The organism is Saccharopolyspora gloriosae, assembly GCF_014203325.1.
GTDB classification, from domain to species: domain Bacteria; phylum Actinomycetota; class Actinomycetes; order Mycobacteriales; family Pseudonocardiaceae; genus Saccharopolyspora_C; species Saccharopolyspora_C gloriosae.
On sequence record NZ_JACHIV010000001.1, the window covers coordinates 3,521,475 to 3,540,941 of the forward strand.

General features: G+C 66.7%; 15 protein-coding genes, 1 pseudogene and 2 CRISPR repeat arrays (1 of these 18 cut by a window edge). Of the genes and pseudogenes, 11 read left to right on the top strand and 5 right to left on the bottom strand.

Features of this window, described 5'->3' with window-relative positions; translation table 11 throughout:
• Positions 1–83 precede the first annotated feature (83 nt).
• Positions 84–1,682 carry a metal-dependent hydrolase family protein gene (locus tag BJ969_RS15585; RefSeq protein WP_246456872.1) on the top strand — a complete coding sequence of 533 codons (1,599 nt, stop codon included), beginning with the start codon at positions 84–86 and terminating at the stop codon, positions 1,680–1,682.
• Positions 1,683–1,933: 251 nt separating this feature from the next.
• On the opposite strand, the gene BJ969_RS30615 is transcribed toward BJ969_RS15585, so the two are convergent.
• The 5 genes and pseudogenes from BJ969_RS30615 to BJ969_RS15605 all read right to left on the bottom strand — a co-directional run bounded on the left by BJ969_RS30615 (position 1,934) and on the right by BJ969_RS15605 (position 7,512).
• Positions 1,934–2,065, bottom strand: coding sequence for a hypothetical protein (locus BJ969_RS30615; RefSeq protein WP_281398328.1), 132 nt, complete (start codon positions 2,063–2,065; stop codon positions 1,934–1,936).
• Positions 2,066–2,204: 139 nt separating this feature from the next.
• A protein-coding gene (locus BJ969_RS15590; RefSeq protein ID WP_184479627.1) for an IS5 family transposase occupies positions 2,205–3,019 on the bottom strand; the annotation gives its coding sequence in 2 pieces (ribosomal slippage) (positions 2,205–2,671 and positions 2,671–3,019; 816 coding nt in all).
• Between the two features lie 59 nt (positions 3,020–3,078).
• A pseudogene (locus BJ969_RS15595) lies at positions 3,079–3,848 on the bottom strand (IS5 family transposase).
• 322 nt (positions 3,849–4,170) lie between these two features.
• Positions 4,171–5,892 carry a recombinase family protein gene (locus BJ969_RS15600; RefSeq protein WP_221315834.1) on the bottom strand — a complete coding sequence of 574 codons (1,722 nt, stop codon included), beginning with the start codon at positions 5,890–5,892 and terminating at the stop codon, positions 4,171–4,173.
• A 662-nt stretch (positions 5,893–6,554) separates the two neighbouring features.
• A CRISPR array of direct repeats spans positions 6,555–7,069; the repeat unit is 29 nt; unit sequence CGGAACACCTCCACGTGTGTGGAGAGCAC.
• Positions 7,070–7,206: 137 nt separating this feature from the next.
• Complete coding sequence (locus BJ969_RS15605; RefSeq protein WP_184479635.1) at positions 7,207–7,512, bottom strand: hypothetical protein; 306 nt, start codon at positions 7,510–7,512, stop codon at positions 7,207–7,209.
• Between the two features lie 1,098 nt (positions 7,513–8,610).
• On the opposite strand from BJ969_RS15605, the gene BJ969_RS15610 reads away from it, so the two are divergent.
• The 10 genes from BJ969_RS15610 (at position 8,611) to BJ969_RS15655 (ending at position 19,331) form a co-directional block, all read left to right on the top strand.
• The gene (locus BJ969_RS15610) at positions 8,611–8,859 is read left to right on the top strand and encodes a hypothetical protein (protein WP_184479636.1); all 249 of its coding nucleotides are present in this window, start codon (positions 8,611–8,613) and stop codon (positions 8,857–8,859) included.
• Positions 8,856–10,175, top strand: a complete 1,320-nt coding sequence (locus BJ969_RS15615; protein ID WP_184479637.1) for an EsaB/YukD family protein — start codon at positions 8,856–8,858, stop codon at positions 10,173–10,175. The genes BJ969_RS15610 and BJ969_RS15615 overlap by 4 nt, the downstream gene beginning before the upstream one ends.
• A gap of 319 nt (positions 10,176–10,494) precedes the next feature.
• The gene (locus BJ969_RS15620; protein WP_343071432.1) at positions 10,495–11,340 is read left to right on the top strand and encodes a MinD/ParA family ATP-binding protein; all 846 of its coding nucleotides are present in this window, start codon (positions 10,495–10,497) and stop codon (positions 11,338–11,340) included.
• A gap of 43 nt (positions 11,341–11,383) precedes the next feature.
• Positions 11,384–15,292, top strand: a complete 3,909-nt coding sequence (eccCa, locus tag BJ969_RS15625) for a type VII secretion protein EccCa (RefSeq protein WP_184479638.1) — start codon at positions 11,384–11,386, stop codon at positions 15,290–15,292.
• A gap of 216 nt (positions 15,293–15,508) precedes the next feature.
• Positions 15,509–15,841, top strand: a complete 333-nt coding sequence (locus BJ969_RS15630; RefSeq protein ID WP_184479639.1) for a hypothetical protein — start codon at positions 15,509–15,511, stop codon at positions 15,839–15,841.
• 18 nt (positions 15,842–15,859) lie between these two features.
• The gene (locus tag BJ969_RS15635) at positions 15,860–16,165 is read left to right on the top strand and encodes a pore-forming ESAT-6 family protein (RefSeq protein WP_184479640.1); all 306 of its coding nucleotides are present in this window, start codon (positions 15,860–15,862) and stop codon (positions 16,163–16,165) included.
• Positions 16,166–16,209: 44 nt separating this feature from the next.
• A complete protein-coding gene (locus BJ969_RS15640) occupies positions 16,210–16,551 on the top strand; it encodes a DUF6507 family protein (RefSeq protein ID WP_184479641.1) in 342 nt (113 codons plus the stop codon).
• Positions 16,548–17,825, top strand: coding sequence for a hypothetical protein (locus tag BJ969_RS15645; protein WP_184479642.1), 1,278 nt, complete (start codon positions 16,548–16,550; stop codon positions 17,823–17,825). Before BJ969_RS15640 ends, BJ969_RS15645 begins: the two co-directional genes overlap by 4 nt.
• Positions 17,822–18,265, top strand: a complete 444-nt coding sequence (locus tag BJ969_RS15650) for a hypothetical protein (protein WP_184479643.1) — start codon at positions 17,822–17,824, stop codon at positions 18,263–18,265. The genes BJ969_RS15645 and BJ969_RS15650 overlap by 4 nt, the downstream gene beginning before the upstream one ends.
• A 253-nt stretch (positions 18,266–18,518) precedes the next feature.
• Entirely contained in the window at positions 18,519–19,331 is an 813-nt protein-coding gene (locus tag BJ969_RS15655) for a GIY-YIG nuclease family protein (protein ID WP_184479644.1), read from the top strand.
• 65 nt (positions 19,332–19,396) lie between these two features.
• A CRISPR array of direct repeats spans positions 19,397–19,467; the repeat unit is 29 nt; unit sequence CGGAACACCTCCACGCGTGTGGAGAGCAC (it continues 264 nt past the right edge of the window).

A 19,467-nucleotide genomic window follows, 5' to 3' on the forward strand; every position in this document is an offset into this window, starting at 1 on the left:
CGAGCAAACCGGACGCACGCCTTCCAAAACGATCTCGACAACACCTCACCTCTACGAGCCCAGCAACACCCAGCGGAGGCCCCATGACAACGACACTGTTCACCAACGCCGCCGTGCTCGACCCTGTCACCGGGACTCGCACCCCGGATCAGGCCGTGCTCATCGTCGACCACAGGATCCGCGAAACCGGCCCCACCACCGAAGTGCACACCGCTACGTCCGACCGCATCATCGACGCCGGTGGCCAGACCCTCCTGCCAGGGCTCATCGACGGTCACGTACACACCTATTTCCAAAGCCTGAACCTACCTCTGATGCAGTCCTGGCTGCCCTCTTACCTCATCCCGAAGGCCGTCCGGTCGCTGCAGGACATGCTCCAGCGCGGCTTCACCACCGTCCGCGATACCGGCGGCGCCGATTTCGCCCTCGCCCAAGCCGTCGATGACGGGATCATCGCTGGCCCTCGTCTCATCTACGGCGGCGCCGCCCTGTCCCAAACCGGAGGACACGGCGACGGGCGCCAACCCGGCGACGTCAGCCGCAACGACTGCTGCCGCTGCCCGTCCATCGCCCGGATCGCCGACGGACCCGACGAGGTCCGCGCCGCCGCCCGCGACGTCCTGCGCACCGGCGCACACCACCTCAAGCTGATGCTGTCCGGCGGAGTGTCCTCCCCGACCGACAGCATCTCCTCGGTGCAATACAGCAACGAGGAAATCGCCGTCGCCGCCCGCGAGGCCACCGCCGCGGGCCGCTACGTCACCGGCCACACCTACCTCGCCGCAGCGATCGCCAACGCACTCGACCTCGGGCTGCGCTGCATCGAACACGGAAACCTGATCGACGAGACCACGGCGCGGAAGTTCGTCGACAAGGACGCCTTCCTCGTACCCACCCTCGCCACTTACCACGCGATGGACGAAGTCGGCCTCGAGATCGGCATGACGAAGAGCAGCCACGACAAGAACCGCGAGGTCCTCGACGCCGGCCTTTCCGCGCTCGAACTCGCCCACCGCACCGGCGTCAACCTGGTCTACGGCACCGACCTCATCGGAGAGATGCAGGTCCGCCAGCTCGACGAGTTCACGCTGCGAACCCAGGTCCAGCGACCCATCGACGTGATCCGCTCCGCCACCACAACCGCAGCCCGGCTGCCCGGACTCGAAGGACACATCGGAACCGTTGCCCCCCGGCGCATCCGCCGACCTCATCATCGTCGACGGCGACCCGCTCAACGACATCTCCGTACTCACCCGCCCCGACCAATGCCTGTCCCTCGTCATGAAGAAGGACGAGGTATATCGCAAGACCCTCTGACATCATCCGCCCACGAATCGCCCGTCCCTGCCCCAGCAGCATCGACAAGCGCGATGGTGTCGATCGAGGTGTGGTCGAGCCGAGCAACCGGGGTCGGTTCCGCGCCTCGGCGGCTTCGACCATGGGCAGCGCCTGGGCGATCACGGGAGCCACGGAACCGTTTTCGTTCAGCGGCCACACCTTGTTCTGCACTTCAGCAACGATTGCGGCCTTCATCCGTCGAGCCATATCAGCCGGGCACTTCGGGACGACCGACCCCGAGCTCGCGCTCGCTACCGCAGGCGGCGCACTCCTCGGACTCCTCCACCTGCGCGTGCACAGCAACGACCACGGTCCCGACAATCACCCCGAGCAACTCAGGCTGACGCTCCAGAACCGTTGCGTCCCTGTTTCGTCCGGGCCGGTGAATTGTGGTTGCGTCCATCGCATTCGGTACAATGAATACTCCTGAATTACCGAATCTGCTTGAGTGAAGGCTGGCGAACTGGGCGCTGAGAGCTTGAAACGAGAGCTCGGCGCTTTTGACTGGCACGGAAGGTCTGGCCACTCTTCGGCCGCTTTGGCTTGTGCTGAGGTCTCTCCGCGCGTCATGGCTTGCTGGGCAGCACTCTGCGAATCAGCTGAGCTGGCGCTGGACGTTCGTCGCGGTGCCGGTGCTGGGCGCGGTGGCGCTGCTCGCGGCCTGGCGGTTCGTGCCGCACCAGCCTTCCGGGTCGGTCGGGGTGCGCCACGAGCTGGCGCTGGGCATCGTGGGTGTTCGGTTTCGCCGGAGTCTTCGCCTGCTACAACTACATCGCTCCAGCGCTTCAGTCGCGGTCGGTTTTGAGTGCTGATGTGCCTAGCCAGTAACAAGCGTGGAGAGCGAGTTCGACGTCTAAGAGCGCGTCTCACTTGGCGTGTTGGAGTCGTTTGAAGCAGACGAGGGCGGCTGCCAGGGCGAGGAAGGCTTTGAAGGTGTCGGCGCGGCGTTCGTAGCGCAGGGTCAGGCGGCGGTAGCCGGTGAACCAGGCCATGGAGCGTTCGATGACCCACCGGTGGCGGCCGAGGCGTTCCTTGGGCTCGATGTCCTTGCGGGCCAGTCGGGGTCGGATTCCCTTGTCTCTCAACCATCGGCGACGTGCGCGGCTGTTATAGGCCTTGTCGCCATGCAACTTCGCGGGCTTGCGGCGTCGCGGCCCGCGGCGGGAGCGGACCGGCGGGATCGCGTTGACCAGCGGGATCATCGCGTCACCATCAGCCGTGTTGCCTGCCGAGATCCCGGTGACCATCGGCAGCCCGGTAGCGTCGGAGAGCATGTGGAGTTTCGAACCAGGCTTGCCCCGATCGACCGGGCTCGGACCGGTCATAGATCCCCTTTCTTCGCCCGAACATGGGCGGCGTCAACCACCGCGCGGGACCAGTCGATCAAGCCCTGACCACCTAACTCGTCCAGCATCGCGTGATGGATCCGTGCCCACAAGCCCGCTTCGGTCCAGCGCACGAACCACCGGTGCGCGGTCGGGACCTTGACGCCGAACGACGGCGGCAGCCACCGCCACGCGCACCCGCTGGTGAGCACGTACACGATCGCCGTGAACACCATCCGAGGGTTCGCCGGCGCCCGACCACCACCCTGCGGGCGGTCCTTAACCTCGGGAATCAACGGCTCGACCAGCTCCCACAGCTCGTCAGGAACCAACCGGCGCGACAACGCATCAACCACAATGGACGATCATCCCGGACGGCGGGTCAAGATCCAAACGAGACACGCTCTAAGAACTCCTAACAGAATGTTTGGGTGCGTCGGTGTTGGACGAGGCAGGTGGTGAGTTGGAGGAGGCGGTCGTGGGTGTCGGCGCGGCGTTCCCAGCGAGTACGTAGACGGCGTGGCCAGTGCAGCCAGCCGAGGCTGCGTTCGATGACCCACCGGACCACCGGATCCGTGCCCGTCGCCGCGGCGGGTGATCACGTGTGTAGTACGGCGATGCCGGCGCAGGTGCCGGTATTTTTCGTGGTCGTAGGCATGATCGGCATAGACCACCTCTGGCCGGAATCGGGGCCGTCCGCGTCGTCCTCGGACACCGGGAATGGCGTGGGTCAGCGTCATCAGCTGGGTGACGTCGTTGCGGTTGCCATCGGTAAACGTCACCGCCAGTGGGGTTTCGCGCGCATCGGAGAACATGTGGTGCTTCGAGCCCGGCCGGGCGCGGTCTACCGGGCCCGGCCCTGTTTTGGGCCGCCTCGCATGGCCCGCACATGAAAGGCATCGACCACCGAACGGGAACAGTCGAGCTGGTCAGCCCCGCGCGGCGTGGCCAGCAGCACCTGCTGGAGTCGCGTCCACACGTCGGCTTCGTGCCAGTCGCGTAACCAACGCCAGCACGTCATCCCCGAGCCGAACCTCAACTCCTGAGGCAGAAACTTCCACTGGATACCGGTGTGCAACACGAACAAGATGCCCTGGAACGTCGTTCGGTCATCGATCCGGGGACGCCCACCCTTCTCCGGCACCCGCGTGTCCTGCGCAGCACGGGCTCGAGCAGTTCCCACAACTCGTCGTCGACCTCCCACGGTCACCGCCGGGCCACCAAACACCTCCACTGACGACAACAAGATCAACCCGCGGCTACCGTGTCACCAAGATTATTTTTGTTACAAGTCCTAAAGATGTTGACGGACGACATCCGCAACGAGGACCGGATCGTGCTGTATCCGCCTTACCGGGCCGCCGATCAACCAGATCTGGAACGCCCCACACACGCCACCCATGACGCGCCCCCACTCGAATAGCCACACACGAGCCACGCAGCGCGCCACAACACCACCCACGACACGCGGGTTAAACCACGACTCGACGCCCCTCACTCGGGGATATCAGACACAAACTGCACACCGTATGCTAACTTCGCAGGCATGGAGATGAATCCCACGAACGGGGATTCCTCCCACTGGTGGGGGTTCAAGTCCCCCCTCGGACACGCGCCAATACCCCAACGAGTCCGGGTCGAGAGTCATCTCGACCCGGACTTCGTCGTTGTGGGGATGGTAGGTGAGGCGGAGACCGAGGTTGCCGTAGAGGTCGGCCTTGTCGTCGTTGTCCGCGTTGCGGAGCAGTTCGTGTGGATCGCCGATCCGGGCGACGAGTTGGTGGATCTCCTCGCGGGTGAGTTGCCGTTGGCCACCGTGGCGGATGCGCCGCAACCGAGCAGTGGCCTCGGCTCGCCGTGTTTGAACCTCACGCATCCACCCGGCGACCAACCCGGGATCCGCCCCTGCCTCCAGGGCACGGCGGTGCGCGGCGAGCTTGCCGTCGCAGTCGTCGATGACCCGTTGCGCTTCGGCCACCTCCGCCTGTCCGGTGTCGTCTTCGTGCGCGTTAGCCAGAGCGTCCAGGGTCCGCTCCAGCGCGGGTGGCTTCAGCGCCGAGCCGATCCAGTGGTCGAGCTCGTCGAGGATTCCGTGCTCGGGCAGGTAGACGTTGGCCGGATGTTCGATCTCGTTGGCCAGCGCGTACTCTTGGGTGAACCGGCACCGGTAGTAGAGCTGGTGACGGCTCTTCTGCCCCTGCATCCGCCGGTGACACAGCCCGCAGTACAGCAGGCCGCGCAGCACGTAGCGGTGCTTCACCCGCGCCTGAGCACGACGAGGATGCTTCGCCGAACGGGTCGCGGCGACCTCTTCAGCTTGAGCGAAGGTCTCATCGCTGACGATCGCCTCGTGAGCCGGCGCCGCCGAATACACCCAGCTCTCCCGCGGGTTCCACGCCAGCTTCGTGCGATGCCCGAGCGCGACGTCGTCGACGTCGATCAACGACTCCTGCTTGCGCTGCTTGTTCCACACCTGCCGCCCCGTGTACCGAGGGTTCCGCAAGATCACCCGAACAGCACCCTTCGACCAGGCGACACCACTGCGGTGCCGATTTCGCTCTCGATCATGAGCACTCGGGCAGGCGATGCCGTCCCGGGTAAGCCCTTCCGCGATCGCGTAGATCCCGACACCCGCCAGGTACTCGGCGAAGATCCGCCGCACGACGGGCGCAGTCACGGGATCGGGCTCCAGCCTGTGCAGGCGAACTCCATCAGCCGCCTTCGCCGGATTCGGATGCGGCCCCGCATCCACGATCCGATACCCGTACGGCGGCCGGCCACCGAGAAATCGTCCTTCGATCTCGGTCTGCGACTGCATCGCCGTCCGGACCCGCACCTTGATCCGATTCCGCTCCCCCTTCGACATCCCCCCGAACACGCCCATGATCAGGTCGTGTGCTTCGGACACCGAATCGATCGGGCCGCCGACCTCGGGAACCCACAATCCGACGCCGTAGTGCTCGAACACCGGGTAGGTGAGGCTGTACTGGTTGCCGTAAAACGCACGTTGTGGCTCACCGATGACCACCGCGTCGAAACCTCGCGCCGGGTCCTTAAGCGCGTGAAGCAGCCGAGCCGCCTCCGTCCGCCGCTTCCACGGCAACGACCGCGAGTGCCCTACGTCGAAGTACTCGGCAGCGATGCGACCGTGCGATTCGATCAGAGCCTGTGCACGAGTACGTTGCCAGTTCCGCGATGATTCCGGATCTTGCTGGTCCTCAGTGGACACGCGTCCATAGAAGGCGAACCGAAGTGGCATGCCGTGCTTCCTCACTCGTCGGGGGTCGAAGTGTCCAGGCAGTCGCCTACCGCGCCGGACAGGATGATCCGAAGCAATGCCTGCGCAGCTTGAGCGGAGAGCACGGGCGGACTCTCCGGAGCCAACACCTTCGTGCTGCGGGGGCAGCTCGACCGAAAGCCTCGGGAACCCGCGGCGTTCCGGCCCGACCGCCTGTCGCTGCGCGGCCCTGCTCGGCACGGCCTGCGACCTACGTCTCCCGCAGTCTCCTCCTCGGGGCCGAAGACCATCACGCCGCCACCACACCGCATCGCCCACGCCCCGAACGGGACGCTTGCGGCGATGCAGCTGGCCGGCCCACCCACCAGCAGAAATCTCGATCTTCCTCTATAGCGGAAAACATGAGGCAAATTTAGCCGCGCGGTCAACCAAGGAGGAATCGCGTGATCAGCCGAGATCGAGCTCGGACGTTGCCGAAGATGCCATTGCCCAGGCTTTACCACGGCAAGATCGCCGGAACGGAAGCCGAACGATCAATTCACCTCCGCACGCACTCAGCACTGCTCGACACCGCCGACGGCCAAGTCCGCAACGGGCCCACTTCACATCCGTGGAAAGCGCACCAGCACGGTTTCGAACGCCGACCGCATCACCGGACCACCTCCACGAGTGTGGAGAGCACGCCGTACGCACTCCGGGCGGATCTTGCTGCGCGGAACACCTCCACGTGCGTGGAGAGCACGAACTGCCCGCCGTGCGCACCGCGCTGCGCGACGGAACACCTCCACGTGCGTGGAGAGCACCGCCGGTCTCCTGGACCCGGTAGGACACGGTCGGAACACCTCCACGTGCGTGGAGAGCACGGCGGCTCACTCGTCGACGTCCGCGTCGTCGACGGAACACCTCCACGTGTGTGGAGAGCACGAACACGCCCGGTTCGGGGCGGCTGCTCTCCGCGGAACACCTCCACGTGTGTGGAGAGCACCGTAGCCGGTCGGCGAGCACGCGGTTCGTGACCGGAACACCTCCACGTGTGTGGAGAGCACGCGGTTGGGCGAGCCGTGGCTGATCGCCACCGCGGAACACCTCCACGTGTGTGGAGAGCACTCGGGCTGCTCGCGACCTCCCGTTGGTGACCACGGAACACCTCCACGTGTGTGGAGAGCACCCTTCGCGAACTGGGGTTTTAGGGACCGTGTTGCACGTTTTCGAAGGGTCTCATGTCGCGACGGTAGCGTCCGCCCGTGGCTCGCCGACAACTCGGCGGCCAGTGCCGACTTCGTCGCGAGCCGCTCGACCACCTGGTCACCGTGGTGGCTGGCCGAGGATTTGGAGGATCTCGGCGACCCACACCAAGGTGTGCTCGTTCATGTGCTCGCCGGTGGCGTGCATCCGCTTGAGCGCGTTCCACGACGACGTCAGCTGACCAAGGGTGAGCTGTTCAGAAGCTGGGGCACTGTAGGGGTCGTAGCGGGCTTCACGGGGAACGGACCAGAAGAAGTCCTCGTCGAGTTCGACGACGTCTCCGACGCGCTCCTCGAGGTTGTTTATGGCTTCGTTGAACACCTGGCGCAACGTCTCCAGCGAGATCGTGCAGTCATCCTCGCCCACAGCTCATCCCCCTTGAGACCGCTCTCCCAAATTCCCGACAGCAACCTCCGGGCGCTGCGGGCCACGAAGTAATTGCGCTGCAATGTCGTCCTCCATGATCGCTGCCCACAAAGTAGAACAAGTCCATACCCACGGCGGGCGAGAACACGTCACACCGCGTCGCCCCCTCTTATGAAACGGGCTCCTCCACGCGAGGGGAGAGCGCCCTTCGGGAGCTGGGATTTCAGGAACGCCCCCGAAGTACACGGCATCGGCACGGGAAACGACCATGCACAACGACGCGCTGTACCTTCCGGGATGCTCCCACCGAGAACCGACCGAGCACGGTCCGCATAGGCTCGATTCGGAGCGCATCTACCGGGAGAAACTTCGGCCGCGCGCACGCGCAGCCAACCAACGCAGTGCCAGTTCGCCCATCGTCGTGCAATGACGAACGAGGCGGCTTCGCAAGTGTCCTTGCACGGCGCTGTAGCCTCGTTCCTAGTCAAGTGAGCGTTGAGAGCGGCATCCGTCGACTCGACGAAGCTGACGCCTCACGAGGTGGCTCGACGACCGGAGTCATCAACGCTGCGGTTGCCCCCGCAGCGACAGCCGGCCGCCGAGCCATTCGGGGTGCTGGTCAGTACGGCAATGCCGTACTGACCAGCACCAGCCCGTGAACCAGGCTCGCGATCACGTAGACCACGATCCGCATGGTCTTGTGCCACTCCTCGCAGCAGCAGCCATGCCGGAACACGCGCATCACCCCCTTCCCGCAGTCGGTCCGGTAGGTGATCGGAAGAGTAGTGCCTTCATTAACCGGCAGTAACCAGCACCCCCTCTGAGCCCGAGGGTGTTACCTGCAGTTGACAACGCACGTTACCGCTGGTTGACGCGATGTCGTCACCTGTTGACGAGATGTTGTCACCTGTTGACGAATTGGCGCTCGCGCTCCTTTTCCACTCGCTCCATCGGCCACCTTCTTGCCGCTCGTTCCGGACCGCCCATCCGCGGGTCCTGCCCGAGCGGAGAATTTCGGCAGGGTCTGGGACCTTGCTTCCGCGGCCGTTTCGTCGGTCCCTCCCCGTTGGCGGGGTGGTGCTGGGTAGCATCCCGGAAGTGGCACGGGAGTATGACGCTCAGCTTCTTGAGTCGGTCGCGGTTCGGCGTGGTCGGCTGCGCGAGTCGTTGCTGTGGGGACAGGCGCATCGCCGGTTGGGGATGGTCGACAACCTGAAGCGGTTCGCGATCGGTGTCGTCGTCGCGGCGGTGGGATGCGCGGGCTGCGTCGGGTGGTCGTTCTTGGAGAACGTGCTTACCCAGCAGCAGATGCGCCAGCAGAGCACGGTCGGCCAGGTGTTGAAGTGACGGGGCCGTCCGCCGCCGGAACGCTCACCCGGCTCACGCTCGCGACCCCGTGGCGCCGGGTCGATCTGGTGCTGCCCGCAGAGACGCCGTTGGGCGAGTTGTTGCCCGAGATCGTGCGGATCCTCGGTTTCCCGACGCCTCCGACGCCGGAGTCCTACCGGTTGTCCTTGGTCGACGGCCAGGTCGTCGAACTCACCGAGAGCCTGCGGTCGTCCGCGATTCCGGACGGTGCGCTGGTGCGCGTCGACCGGGTCAGCGATGCTCCGATGCCTTCCGTGGTCCACGACGTGACCGAGGAGGTCGCCGACGACCTGGAGCGGCGCCCCGGCAGGTGGAGCGACGGTACTCGGCGGTGGGTGGCGACGGCGGTGATCGCCGTGACGACCGCGTGGGCCGGGTACCTCGCGGTGGCGGCCATTCCGCCGGTGGCGTTGCTCGTCGCGGGGCTGGTCCTGGTGGCAGCGGGAACGGGTGCCGCGCTTGCGGGGGTGCGCGCGGTCGGCACGGCCGTGCTGGCGGCAGGCGCTTCGGTCGGTGCGATGTCGGTTCCGTTCTTGTTGGAAGGGTGGCCGCAGCGCTGGTCGGCGTGGACGCTGATCGTCGCGGTGCTGGTCTTGGCGGCCGGGATGGCGAACTCGCGGTTCCGCGCGTCGGCGACCGGTGCGGGCGTGCTGTTCGGGATGCTGCTGTTGTGGGTGGTTCCGCTCGTGTCCGGTCTCGACGTGGTGGGGACCGCGACGGTGGCGGGGATCGTGTCGACCGTCCTGCTCGGTCTGCTGCCCCGGTTCGCTCTGGTGACCTCCGGGCTGACCCGTCTGGACGACGTGCGGGCGGGTGAGCAGCCGGTCGCTCGGACGTCGGTGCGCGCCGCGCTGGACTCGGCGCATCGCGGGCTCGCGCTCGCGGTGGTGTTCACCGCGGCGTCGGCGGCGCTGGCCGGGTGGCACCTCGCGCACGCGGCGAACGGGTGGGCGATCGCGTTGGCGTGCCTGCTCGGCATCACGACCTTCGCGCGCGTGCGGGCGTGCCCGTTGACGGTCGAAGTGATCAGCCTGGTCACGGCTGCTCTCGTGGTCGTGGGCGGTTTGGTGCGTCATTGGTCGCTGGTGTCGCCGTCCCAGTGGTGGGGTGGGGTGCTCGTGGCGCTCGCCCTGTCCGGTGCGGGGCTCCTGGCACTCGCCTACCGCCCGGCCGCGCACACGCGGGCGCGCGCTCGACAGGTCGTGGACCGGGTCGAGGGTGTGGCGGTCGTGGCGATGGTGCCGGTCGCCGTCGGGGTGTTCGGGCTGTACCAGGACCTCTTGCAACTGTTCTGACCTAGGAAGGCCTTCAGTGTCCACAGCGGATCGCGAGCCCGGCGGGCAGCCGGGCCCTCCTGCGGCGCGCCCGTGGAGCGGCGGAGCAACCAACCGGCCACCTTGGGAGCAGAACGCCGAACCATCGGCCACGCAGCGCATCTCGGTGAACCCGAGGACACCACCTCGGCAGGCACCTGGCGCGGGTCAGCAGCCGGGCCCTCCCCTTCCGAACCGGCAGTCGTTCTCGCCGGGCCAGCAGGCCAACCAGCCGCCAGGACCAGCGGGCGGGCCTCCGGCTCCTCCCGCTGCGCACGCTCCCGGCGATCTGGTCGGGCGTGTGGCGCATGGAGATCCGCTGCCTCGCCGGGTCGCCCGCACCGTCGTGCGCGCGTTCTCCAGCACGAAGCAGCCGCGTGAGCTGGCGGAGATCCTCACCGCGGTGCAGGCGCCCGTCACGACGGGCCGCCGGATCGCGGTGACCTCGGTGCGAGGTGGTGCGGGCAAGACGGCGGTGGCGGCGCTGGTCGGTTCGGTGTTCGCCGCTCGGCGGGCCGAGCCGGTGCTCGCCGTGGACGCCGAGCCCGAGTTCGGTTCGTTGCCGTGGCGGCTCGGTATCGAATCCGCGATGACCTTGCCGGGGGCCGCTCCCGCGCTGATGACCGCCAGCGGGCAGAACCTGACCAGCCTGGAGCAGTTGTTGCCGCGCACCACCGGCGGCCTGTGGGTGGTGCCCGGTGGCTCTGGGCAGCGACCGCAGCTGGTGCGTGACCTGACCAGGGCGTTGTCGCGACTGTTCGCGGTCTCGGTCCTGGACTGCACGACCGGGATGGCCGCCCCCGCGAACAACGCGGTGCTGGCCGATGCGCACGCGGTGATCGTCGTCGTTCCCGCGACACCGGACGGGGTGCGCACGACGGCCGACGCGCTCGCACGCCTGGCACCCGGCGCGTTGCAGCACGTGGTGATCGCGCTCAACTCGCTGCACCCGCACGGGCGGGACGCCCTGCGGAACGCTCCGGCCCGCGCCGCCTTCGAACGGCTCGGGCTGCCGGTGGTGTCGTTGCCCCACGACCGGCACGTGGCCTCCGGGGCGCCGATCAACCCGGGCAGGATCGCCGAGCCGACGCTCACCGAAGCCTCCCGGCTCGCCGCGTGGGTGCTGCACCGGGCGCGGCAGTGGTGAGGGGCGGATCGCGACCCGATCGCCGGTACGACGAGGAGACGCAGTGACGACCCGCCTGGTTCACCGACCTGCACGCACGGTGCGCCCGATCGAAGACCAGGCGCCGCTCGACCTGGACCCGCCGCCGCTGCTGCCGGAGGGGAAGACCGCCGCCGGAGTGCAGGCGCTGCTGCCGATGGCCGGTGCCGCCGCGGCGATGGTCATGATGATGTTCTTCCGCAGCGGGTTCGCCGCGTTGGGCGCGGTGGTCATGCTCGTCTCGGTGTGCGCCGCGGGGGTCTTCTACTTCACCCAGCGCGGGCAGGCGACCCGCAAGCGCCGGCAGCAGCGCGAGCGCTACCTCGACCACCTCGAAGAGCTGCGGGAGGACCTGCGGGGCTGGGAGAAGACCTTCCAGACCCGAGCGGCGGTGCCCGATCCGCCGGTGGGCAGCCTGCTCGATCTCGTGCACGACCCGGCTCGGTTGTGGGAGCGGCGCCGCCGCGACGGCGACTTCCTGCTGCTGCGCGTCGGCAGCGGACACCGGCAGGTGCGCGAGCTGCGGATGCGGGTCGAAGGCACGCCGGTCAACCCGACCGATCCGTTCATGCTGGCCGAAGCGGAAGCGCTGCGCCGCAGGTTCGGCGCCGTCCCGGACCTTCCGCTGCGGGTGGACCTGGACCGCGCCGGTGACGTCTCGCTGATCGCGCAGCACCGGGAGGACGTCCTGGGCGCTGCGCGGGCACTGCTGCTGCAACTCGCGGCCACGCACGCACCCGACGACGTCACGATCGCGGTGATCACTCCGCCCGAGCGGGAATCGCAGTGGGGATGGGTGCGCTGGCTGCCGCACGCGCTCGACCGCGCCAACATCGGTGCGGCCGGGCCGCAGCCATTGTTCGCGCCCGATGCCGCCGCGCTGGCCGCGCTGCTGTCCGAGGACCTCGCCGACCGCGCCACCCGTGCCGCGCAAGCACTCCGCCACGGTGCGCGGGCATCCGAGGCGACGACCCGCTCGCGGCTCGTGGTGATCGACGATGCATTCGGCGGTATCGCGCACGTCCTGCCGACACCGGACAAGGGCGTCGGCTTCGGCCTGCTCGGCGTCACGGTGCTGCACCTGCTCTCCGACCGGCTGCACGAGCCCAGCGAGATCTCCAGCCGAGTGACCATCGGCGAGCAGGTGACCGTCGAACAGCTCTCCCCCGCCGTCACCGTCAGCGGCACCCTCGAACCGGCTTCGCACGCGTTCGCCCTGGGGTTGGCCCGCGAACTCGCGCCGCTGCGGTTGTCGGCGGACTCCTACGACGACGGATCGGGCATTCCGCCCGCGGATTTCCTGGCGCTGTTGAACATCGACGATCCCGCGCGCTTGGACCTCGCGCGGATGTGGGCGCGCCGAGGCGACCGGGACTTCCTGCGGATCCCGATCGGTGTGACCGCGCTCGGCGCCCCCACCCTGCTGGACTTGAAGGAACCGTCTCGCTTCGGGATGGGGCCGCACGGCCTGTGCGTCGGGGCGACCGGCACGGGCAAGAGCGAACTGCTCCGCACGCTGGTCCTCGCACTGGTCGCGACCCACGCGCCGAGCCAGCTCGGCCTGGTGCTTGTCGACTACAAGGGCGGTGCGACCTTCGCCCCGTTCGAGAACCTCCCTCACACGGCAGGACTGATCACCAACCTGGAATCCGATTCCTCCCTGGTCGAGCGGATGTACTCCAGCCTCGACGGGGAAGTCGAGCGCAGGCAGCAGCTGCTCGCCGACGCAGGCAAGAGCGTCGACTTCGACGAGTACGAGCAGTACCGCGCCGCCCACGGCGAACCGGCCGAGCTGCCCGCGTTGCCGCACCTGTTCGTGGTGATCGACGAGTTCGGCGAGCTGATGACCGCCAAACCCGAGTTCATCGAGCTGTTCCTGCGCATCGGCCGCATCGGCCGGTCCATCGGCGTGCACCTGCTGTTGTCGAGCCAGCGCATCGAAGGCGGCAAGCTGCGCGGTCTGGACACCTACCTGGCCTACCGGCTGGGGCTGCGGACGTTGTCGGAGATGGAGAGCCGGACGGTGCTCGACACCCCGGACGCCTTCCACCTGCCACCGGTGCCGGGCGCCGGATACCTCAAGGTCGACACCAGCGTGTACGACCAGTTCAAGTCCGCCTACGTTTCCGGGCCGCTCACCGAACCGACGCGCGACAAGCCCGCCGACACCGCACTGCCGCGGGTGCACGCACTCCCCCGCTACGGCTCCACCGGCGGCCAAGAGCACGCCGAGGAGCCGAAGGCGACCCGGCGCACGGTGGGGCCGACGCTGCTGTCGACCATCGTCGGGCAGCTCGAAAGCGCCGCCGAACCGGTTCGCCCGGTGTGGCTGCCGCCGATGCCCGCCGGGATCTCCCTCGACGTGGCAGCAGGCGGCTACGACCTCACCGAGCAAGGACTGCGGTTGCGCAACACCGGCGACGGCGGCCTGCCCGTTCCGCTGGGCTTGCTGGACGATCCGGCACACCAGTGGCAGGGAACGTGGACGCTGGACCTGTCGGTGGCAGGCGGAAACCTGATGGTTCTGGGCGGTCCCGGCGCGGGCAAGACCACCGCGCTGCGCACGCTGGCCCTCGGCCTGGCCGGCGCGCACCGGCCCGTCGACGTCGGCATCTACGGCATCGACCTGCTCGGCAGCGGCATGCGCGCACTCGCCGACCTGCCGCACGTCGGTGGCGTCGCCGCCCGCGACGACCGGGAGCGGATCCGGCGCACCATCGACGAGGTCCACGCCATGCTCGCCCAGCGGGAGAAGCTGTTCCAGCGCGAACAGATCGACGACATCGCCCAGCTGCGCGGCGTTCAGTCCGACCTGCCCTGCACCGACGTCGTGCTGCTGATCGACGGCTACGGGCAGCTCGCCAGTGACTTCGAGGCGATCGAGGCCCGGGTGCACGACCTGCTCTCCCGGGGTGCGCGCTACGGCATCCACGTCGTGGCCACCGCCCGCAGGTGGAACGAGGTGCGCGGCGCGCAGCAGGCCACCTTCGGCAACCGCATCGAACTGCGGCTCAACGACGCGGCCGAGTCGAGCATCGAGGGCAAGCTCGCCCGAGGCATCGGCCCGAAGCAGCTGGGCAGGGCGTTGACCGCCGACAAGCTCTACGCCCAGGTCGCACTCCCCCGCTTGGATTCCGCGACCGACTCCGCGGGCTCAGGCTTGCCGGATGCGGCAGCGTTGGTGCGCGACGGTTGGAGCGGCCCGGTGCCACCACAAGTGCGAGTGCTTCCCGCAGTGCTCGCCCCGCAGGATCTCCCCACCACCGAGCCCGGAACCATCGCGCTCGGTCGCTTCGAGCACGACTTCGAGCCCGCCACGTTGAACCTGTTCGGCCGCGACCAGCACTTCGTGGCCCTCGGCGACACCGGCACCGGCAAGACGAACCTGCTCAAGCTGGTCACCACGACCTTGCTCCAGCAGTACTCCGAGGACGAGATCGTTTTCGCCGTGTTCGACCCCCGCCACGCGCTGGCAGAACTCGTTACCGAATCCCACCTCGGCGGCTACGCATCGAACCACGCGCTGGCCAACGACCTCGCGATGTCGGTCGCCAAGGAACTGTCCAACCGGCGAGCGGCGGGGAACTCGAACGGCCCGAAGATCGTGCTGGTCATCGACGACTACGACGTCCTCGCCGCTTCCGGCAACCAGCCGCTGGCCCCGTTCGTGCCCTACCTGGCTTCCGGCCGGGAGCTCGGACTGCACGTGGTCCTGACCCGGCGGGTGATGGGCGCGGCGCGCGGGCTGTTCGAACCGTTCGTGCTGGGCGTGCGGGAGTCCGGTTGCCTGAGCCTGCTGATGTCCGGGGATCGTTCGGAAGGACAGCTCTTCCCCGGCGTCCGGCCCTCGACGCTGCCACCAGGCCGCGGCATGTTCATCCGCCCCGGCGACACGGCGCGCGTGGTGCAGACCGCGATGATCGAGGAAACATGACATATCGGGCGATCCACATTCGATCTTGCGTGAACTCGTTGATCACGACTAGATCACGAGGGCATAGTCCGAATGCTCGAAACGGGCTGCGCAGCGATAACCCAGCGCGTACCGGCGAACGGGCGTGCTGATTTCGACGGTTCGGCCCACAGGAGCTGATCGGCCTATTACGATCTGTCCCGGAAACGTCCGGGTCGAAGACTGGTGAGGTGTGACGTGAAGTTCGACATGGGGTCGTCGACGCTGTCGTCGTTGACCAAGCAGACGCAGGGTTCCAGCGACGACCTGGGCACGCTGATCCGCCAGCTGATCGCCGCTGCCGAACCGCTGGAGGGCAAGTTCAACGGCGCCGGACGCGCGGCGTTCGACGGCTTCAAGGCGCGCGCCGACGAGATCACCGCCGAGCTGAACGGATCGCTGAACGCGATCCTCGGCGGGCAGTCCGGCATGGACACCTCCTTCGTGCAGGGCGACACCGAAATGGCCGACAACGCCACGTCCACGCAGGCCGGTGCCAACTTCGACGCGGCCCGCTTCGGCGCCCGCTGACCTGGGGGAGAAGAAATCATGACGATGGATCGACGCAGTTTCGACACCGGCACCTCGCAAGCCGTGCAGGGCGACCTCCAGGGCATCGTCGGCCGCTTGGAGGCGGTCATCGGCCAGCGCGACCAGGCGGTCGCCGCAGCGATGGCGGACTTCCAGGCCGACGGGGTATCCGACGAGTACCACCACGTCGAGCAGCGGTGGAAGTCCGCGGCCGGCGAGGTCCGCCAGATCATCCAGCTCGTCAAGCAGACCATGACGCAGAACGACGACTCCGCGGGCAACGCGCTCTCCCGCGCCCGTTCCGCCGTGCAAGGCATCGGCTGATCATCGGTACAGCTCTCAGCTCGACGCGATAGAGGAGTCGATCGGTGCAATGGGACATTCACCCTGAGCAGGTGCGGGGTGTTCTGGGGCGGACGGCGAGCACGGCCGCCGAATTCGACGGGCACGTCGAGTCGATGCTCTCGGAAATGGAAGGCGCCGCCGGACAGGCGACCTCGGGGATCATCAGCGAAGCCCTCGCGGGTTTCGCCGAAGCCACCGGCCGGGACCTGCGATTCGTGTACTCCCGAGTCGAATCGGCGATCGGCGGGGCGACCACGGCGGTGAACGCCTACCTGCAAGGCGACCACGAGATGGTGCTCAACGCCCAACGCGGCGTCGCCAACGCCCCGGACCCGCGGGCGCAGATGCCGGGAGGCCACCGGTGATCAATCCGGGTGCCATCCCGCAGATCCCCGGCGACATGGGCGCGTTGTCCACGCACGCCGCAGCAGTGGGCACCGCCGGTACCGGCATCGCCGACACCGGCTCGGACGTGCACGCGAACTGGCAGGCCCTGGCGCCCGCCTACATCGCCCCGGAGTCCGGCCAGCTGCTCCAGGCCACCGCGCCCGTCGCCCAGGTCGCCGGGAACATCGGCCGCGACGTGGAACAGGTCTCCGGCGCGCTGAAGGCCTACGCCGACGAGGTCCGCCCCATCCAGCAGCGCCTGCGCGACCTGAAAGCCCAAGCCGAACAGCTCGTCGCCGACATCCACAGCTACGAGAACCAGAAACCCAGCAACTCCGAACTCGCCGCCAGCGCCAAGACCGGCATTGTCCCCGAGAAGGACTGGACCGACGACGGAGACCTCGTCGACCGCGACGGCCAGATCATGAGCGCCGTCAACCAGGCCATCGCGGATTGGATGGCCGCGCAACGCCGCTGCGCCAACAGCATCACCGCTCTCTACGGCGGCACCCACTACACCGCGGACAACGCCGACGGGAACCAGACCGCAGGCGAATACGGCTACACCGCCGACCAACTCACCGCAGCCGCCGGAAGCGACGAAGGCCTCCCCTGGGGCAAAACCGAGGACACCGGCAACCCGCTCTCCGACATCGGGCACTTCGTCCTCGACCTCGGCGGCCTCGTCCCCGGCATCGGCGAGCTCGCCGACGGAGCCAACGCCGCCTGGTACACCGCCGAAGGCGACTACGCCAACGCCGGACTCTCAGCAGCCGCAATGATCCCGTTCGTGGGATGGGGAGCCACCGGCGGCAAACTCGTCGGCAAGGGCGCGAAGGTCGTGACGCCTGGAAATGTAAAACCCCTCGATGTCGGGAAGTACAGCGATCTCAAAAAATACGAGAAGGTCGGCGACAATTTGGAGCACGACCACATCCCGTCGTCAGCCGCACTCAAGAAAGCCAAAGAAGAAGAATTGGGCCGCAAACTAACCCCTCAAGAAAGAAGGGATCTCCACAACGAAGGAATCGCTATCGAGGTCCCGAGGGAAGTTCACGCCAAGGGCGACACGTGGCGGCACAAAAACACCCAGGATCAGATCAGTACCGACGCATCCGATCTTGGCACTGCAGCGAGCAGGGACTACAATACAGCCCGAAAGAACCTTATCGACCATGGCTACTCAGCCGAAGAGGTCGATGCAGCCATCGAAACCATGCGTCAACTGAACCGAGAAAAGGGAATTGGATGACAGTCACTGGCGAAGTAGCCGTAATGCTAGATGTACTGGGATACCGCCAGGGCGATAATCGCATTCTCGACGCAATCGCACTAGTTGGACCAAACATGGAAGTCGAGGAGCTCGACTTCGATGGCGAAAAGTCAACACATTTCATCTTCAAGCCGTCCGGAACAGATTTCATCTTCGAAGATGACGTCTTGGTTTCGATCATGATACGCACGCAGCCGGACAGTAAAGATGAGACCTATGCGCTTTATCCGCGACCGACAGCACTGGTCGATGGACTCTCTCCTACCGCAAGCCGCACAGAAGTAACAGCGCTCCTGGGCACCCCGGAGCGAGTCGGCCCAAATTTTGACCGATACGAAGCGAACGGTCGGTATCTTCATTTCGAGTTCGATTCAGACGAACATGTAACTATGATTTCTACACTTCTTGAACCGATCTAACGATCACACACTGACATCGTCACCCACGCTGAAAAACTCCACTACCGACTTAGCGCCAACGAGCACCAGTTCGCCGCAACCATCATTCAGTGCCCGAGCAAGTAGATGGGTTGAACTGTTGTAGAGACTTACTACGTAGGCGCTGATCACGGAACATAAGCAGCCACGGCGGGTTTCTCGTGTTACGAATTCGCCCCGAAGTCCTACTGTCTCCGCCGGACTCCCTCAGAACACAACGAGAGACGGTACGTCGATGACGCTCACGCTAGGTCCGATTCTGCACAGCGCCGACATCGACCCCGGCGAGACTCATGTGATCCGTCACGCCTACGTACGTGAGCATGAGGACAGCGGATTGCCAGGCATCCACGCAGATTCCACCGACGCAGAGATCTTGCGGTACACGAGCCAGCAGTCTGCGAGACCACGAATCTTCCCAACCGTTGCGCCCCGAACCTGGATCGTGTTCATCCGGGAGGGCGGTAACCGGGCCCGGCTCTGGTCGGTGTTGAAAAACAACGGCGAGATATCCAACGATGGGAAGCTCCGCACGTTCGATCTCGTCGTCTCCGAGCAGTTGGCCGACCTCAAGAACCGCTTGGTGATCGGCTGGAAATCACCGCGCACTTGGCGGATCAACGCTACGACGGCCGCCGGCTACCCGGTATTCGAGATCGCCGACGCAGAGCCGGTGCCGTTCCCCGGCTTCGACCGGCTTGCTCTGGGCTACGTGGAACTCCAGGCCGTGATGCGCGAGCATCGCTACTCCTCCTGGCATACCGCGCTGGCGTCGGTGACAGGCGTCTACCTGATCACCGACACCCACGACGGACGGCAGTACGTCGGCAAGGCCGACGGCGCGGAAAGCATCCTCCAGCGTTGGCGGTCCTACGCTGCCAACGGTCACGGCGGCAACATCGAGCTACGCAAGCTCAATCCGGCGACCTTCCGATTCTCGCTGCTACGGGTATTCGACCCAACAACTCCCACGCGGCAAATCGACATCGCCGAGAGCCACTTCAAGGACGCCCTCGACACACGCAAGCACGGCCTGAACCGCAACTGACGGCCGCACTCTTTCCGATCACCGATGGAGATTCCGACCTGCCTACTGGAAGATGACCGCAATGTCGGAACACCTCCACGCGTGTGGAGAGCACATCCGGTCGATCAGCCGCCCGCCGCGGGTCTCCGGAACACCT

What these genes read in the sequence shown, in the direction of transcription:
- BJ969_RS15585 (WP_246456872.1), top strand. Translation starts at nt 84, where the DNA reads ATGACAACGACACTGTTCACCAACGCCGCCGTGCTCGACCCTGTCACC.
- BJ969_RS15635 (WP_184479640.1), top strand. Translation starts at nt 15,860, where the DNA reads ATGACGATGGATCGACGCAGTTTCGACACCGGCACCTCGCAAGCCGTG.
- BJ969_RS15655 (WP_184479644.1), top strand. Translation starts at nt 18,519, where the DNA reads ATGACGCTCACGCTAGGTCCGATTCTGCACAGCGCCGACATCGACCCC.
- BJ969_RS15650 (WP_184479643.1), top strand. Translation starts at nt 17,822, where the DNA reads ATGACAGTCACTGGCGAAGTAGCCGTAATGCTAGATGTACTGGGATAC.
- BJ969_RS30615 (WP_281398328.1), bottom strand. Translation starts at nt 2,065, where the DNA reads ATGCCCAGCGCCAGCTCGTGGCGCACCCCGACCGACCCGGAAGGCTGG.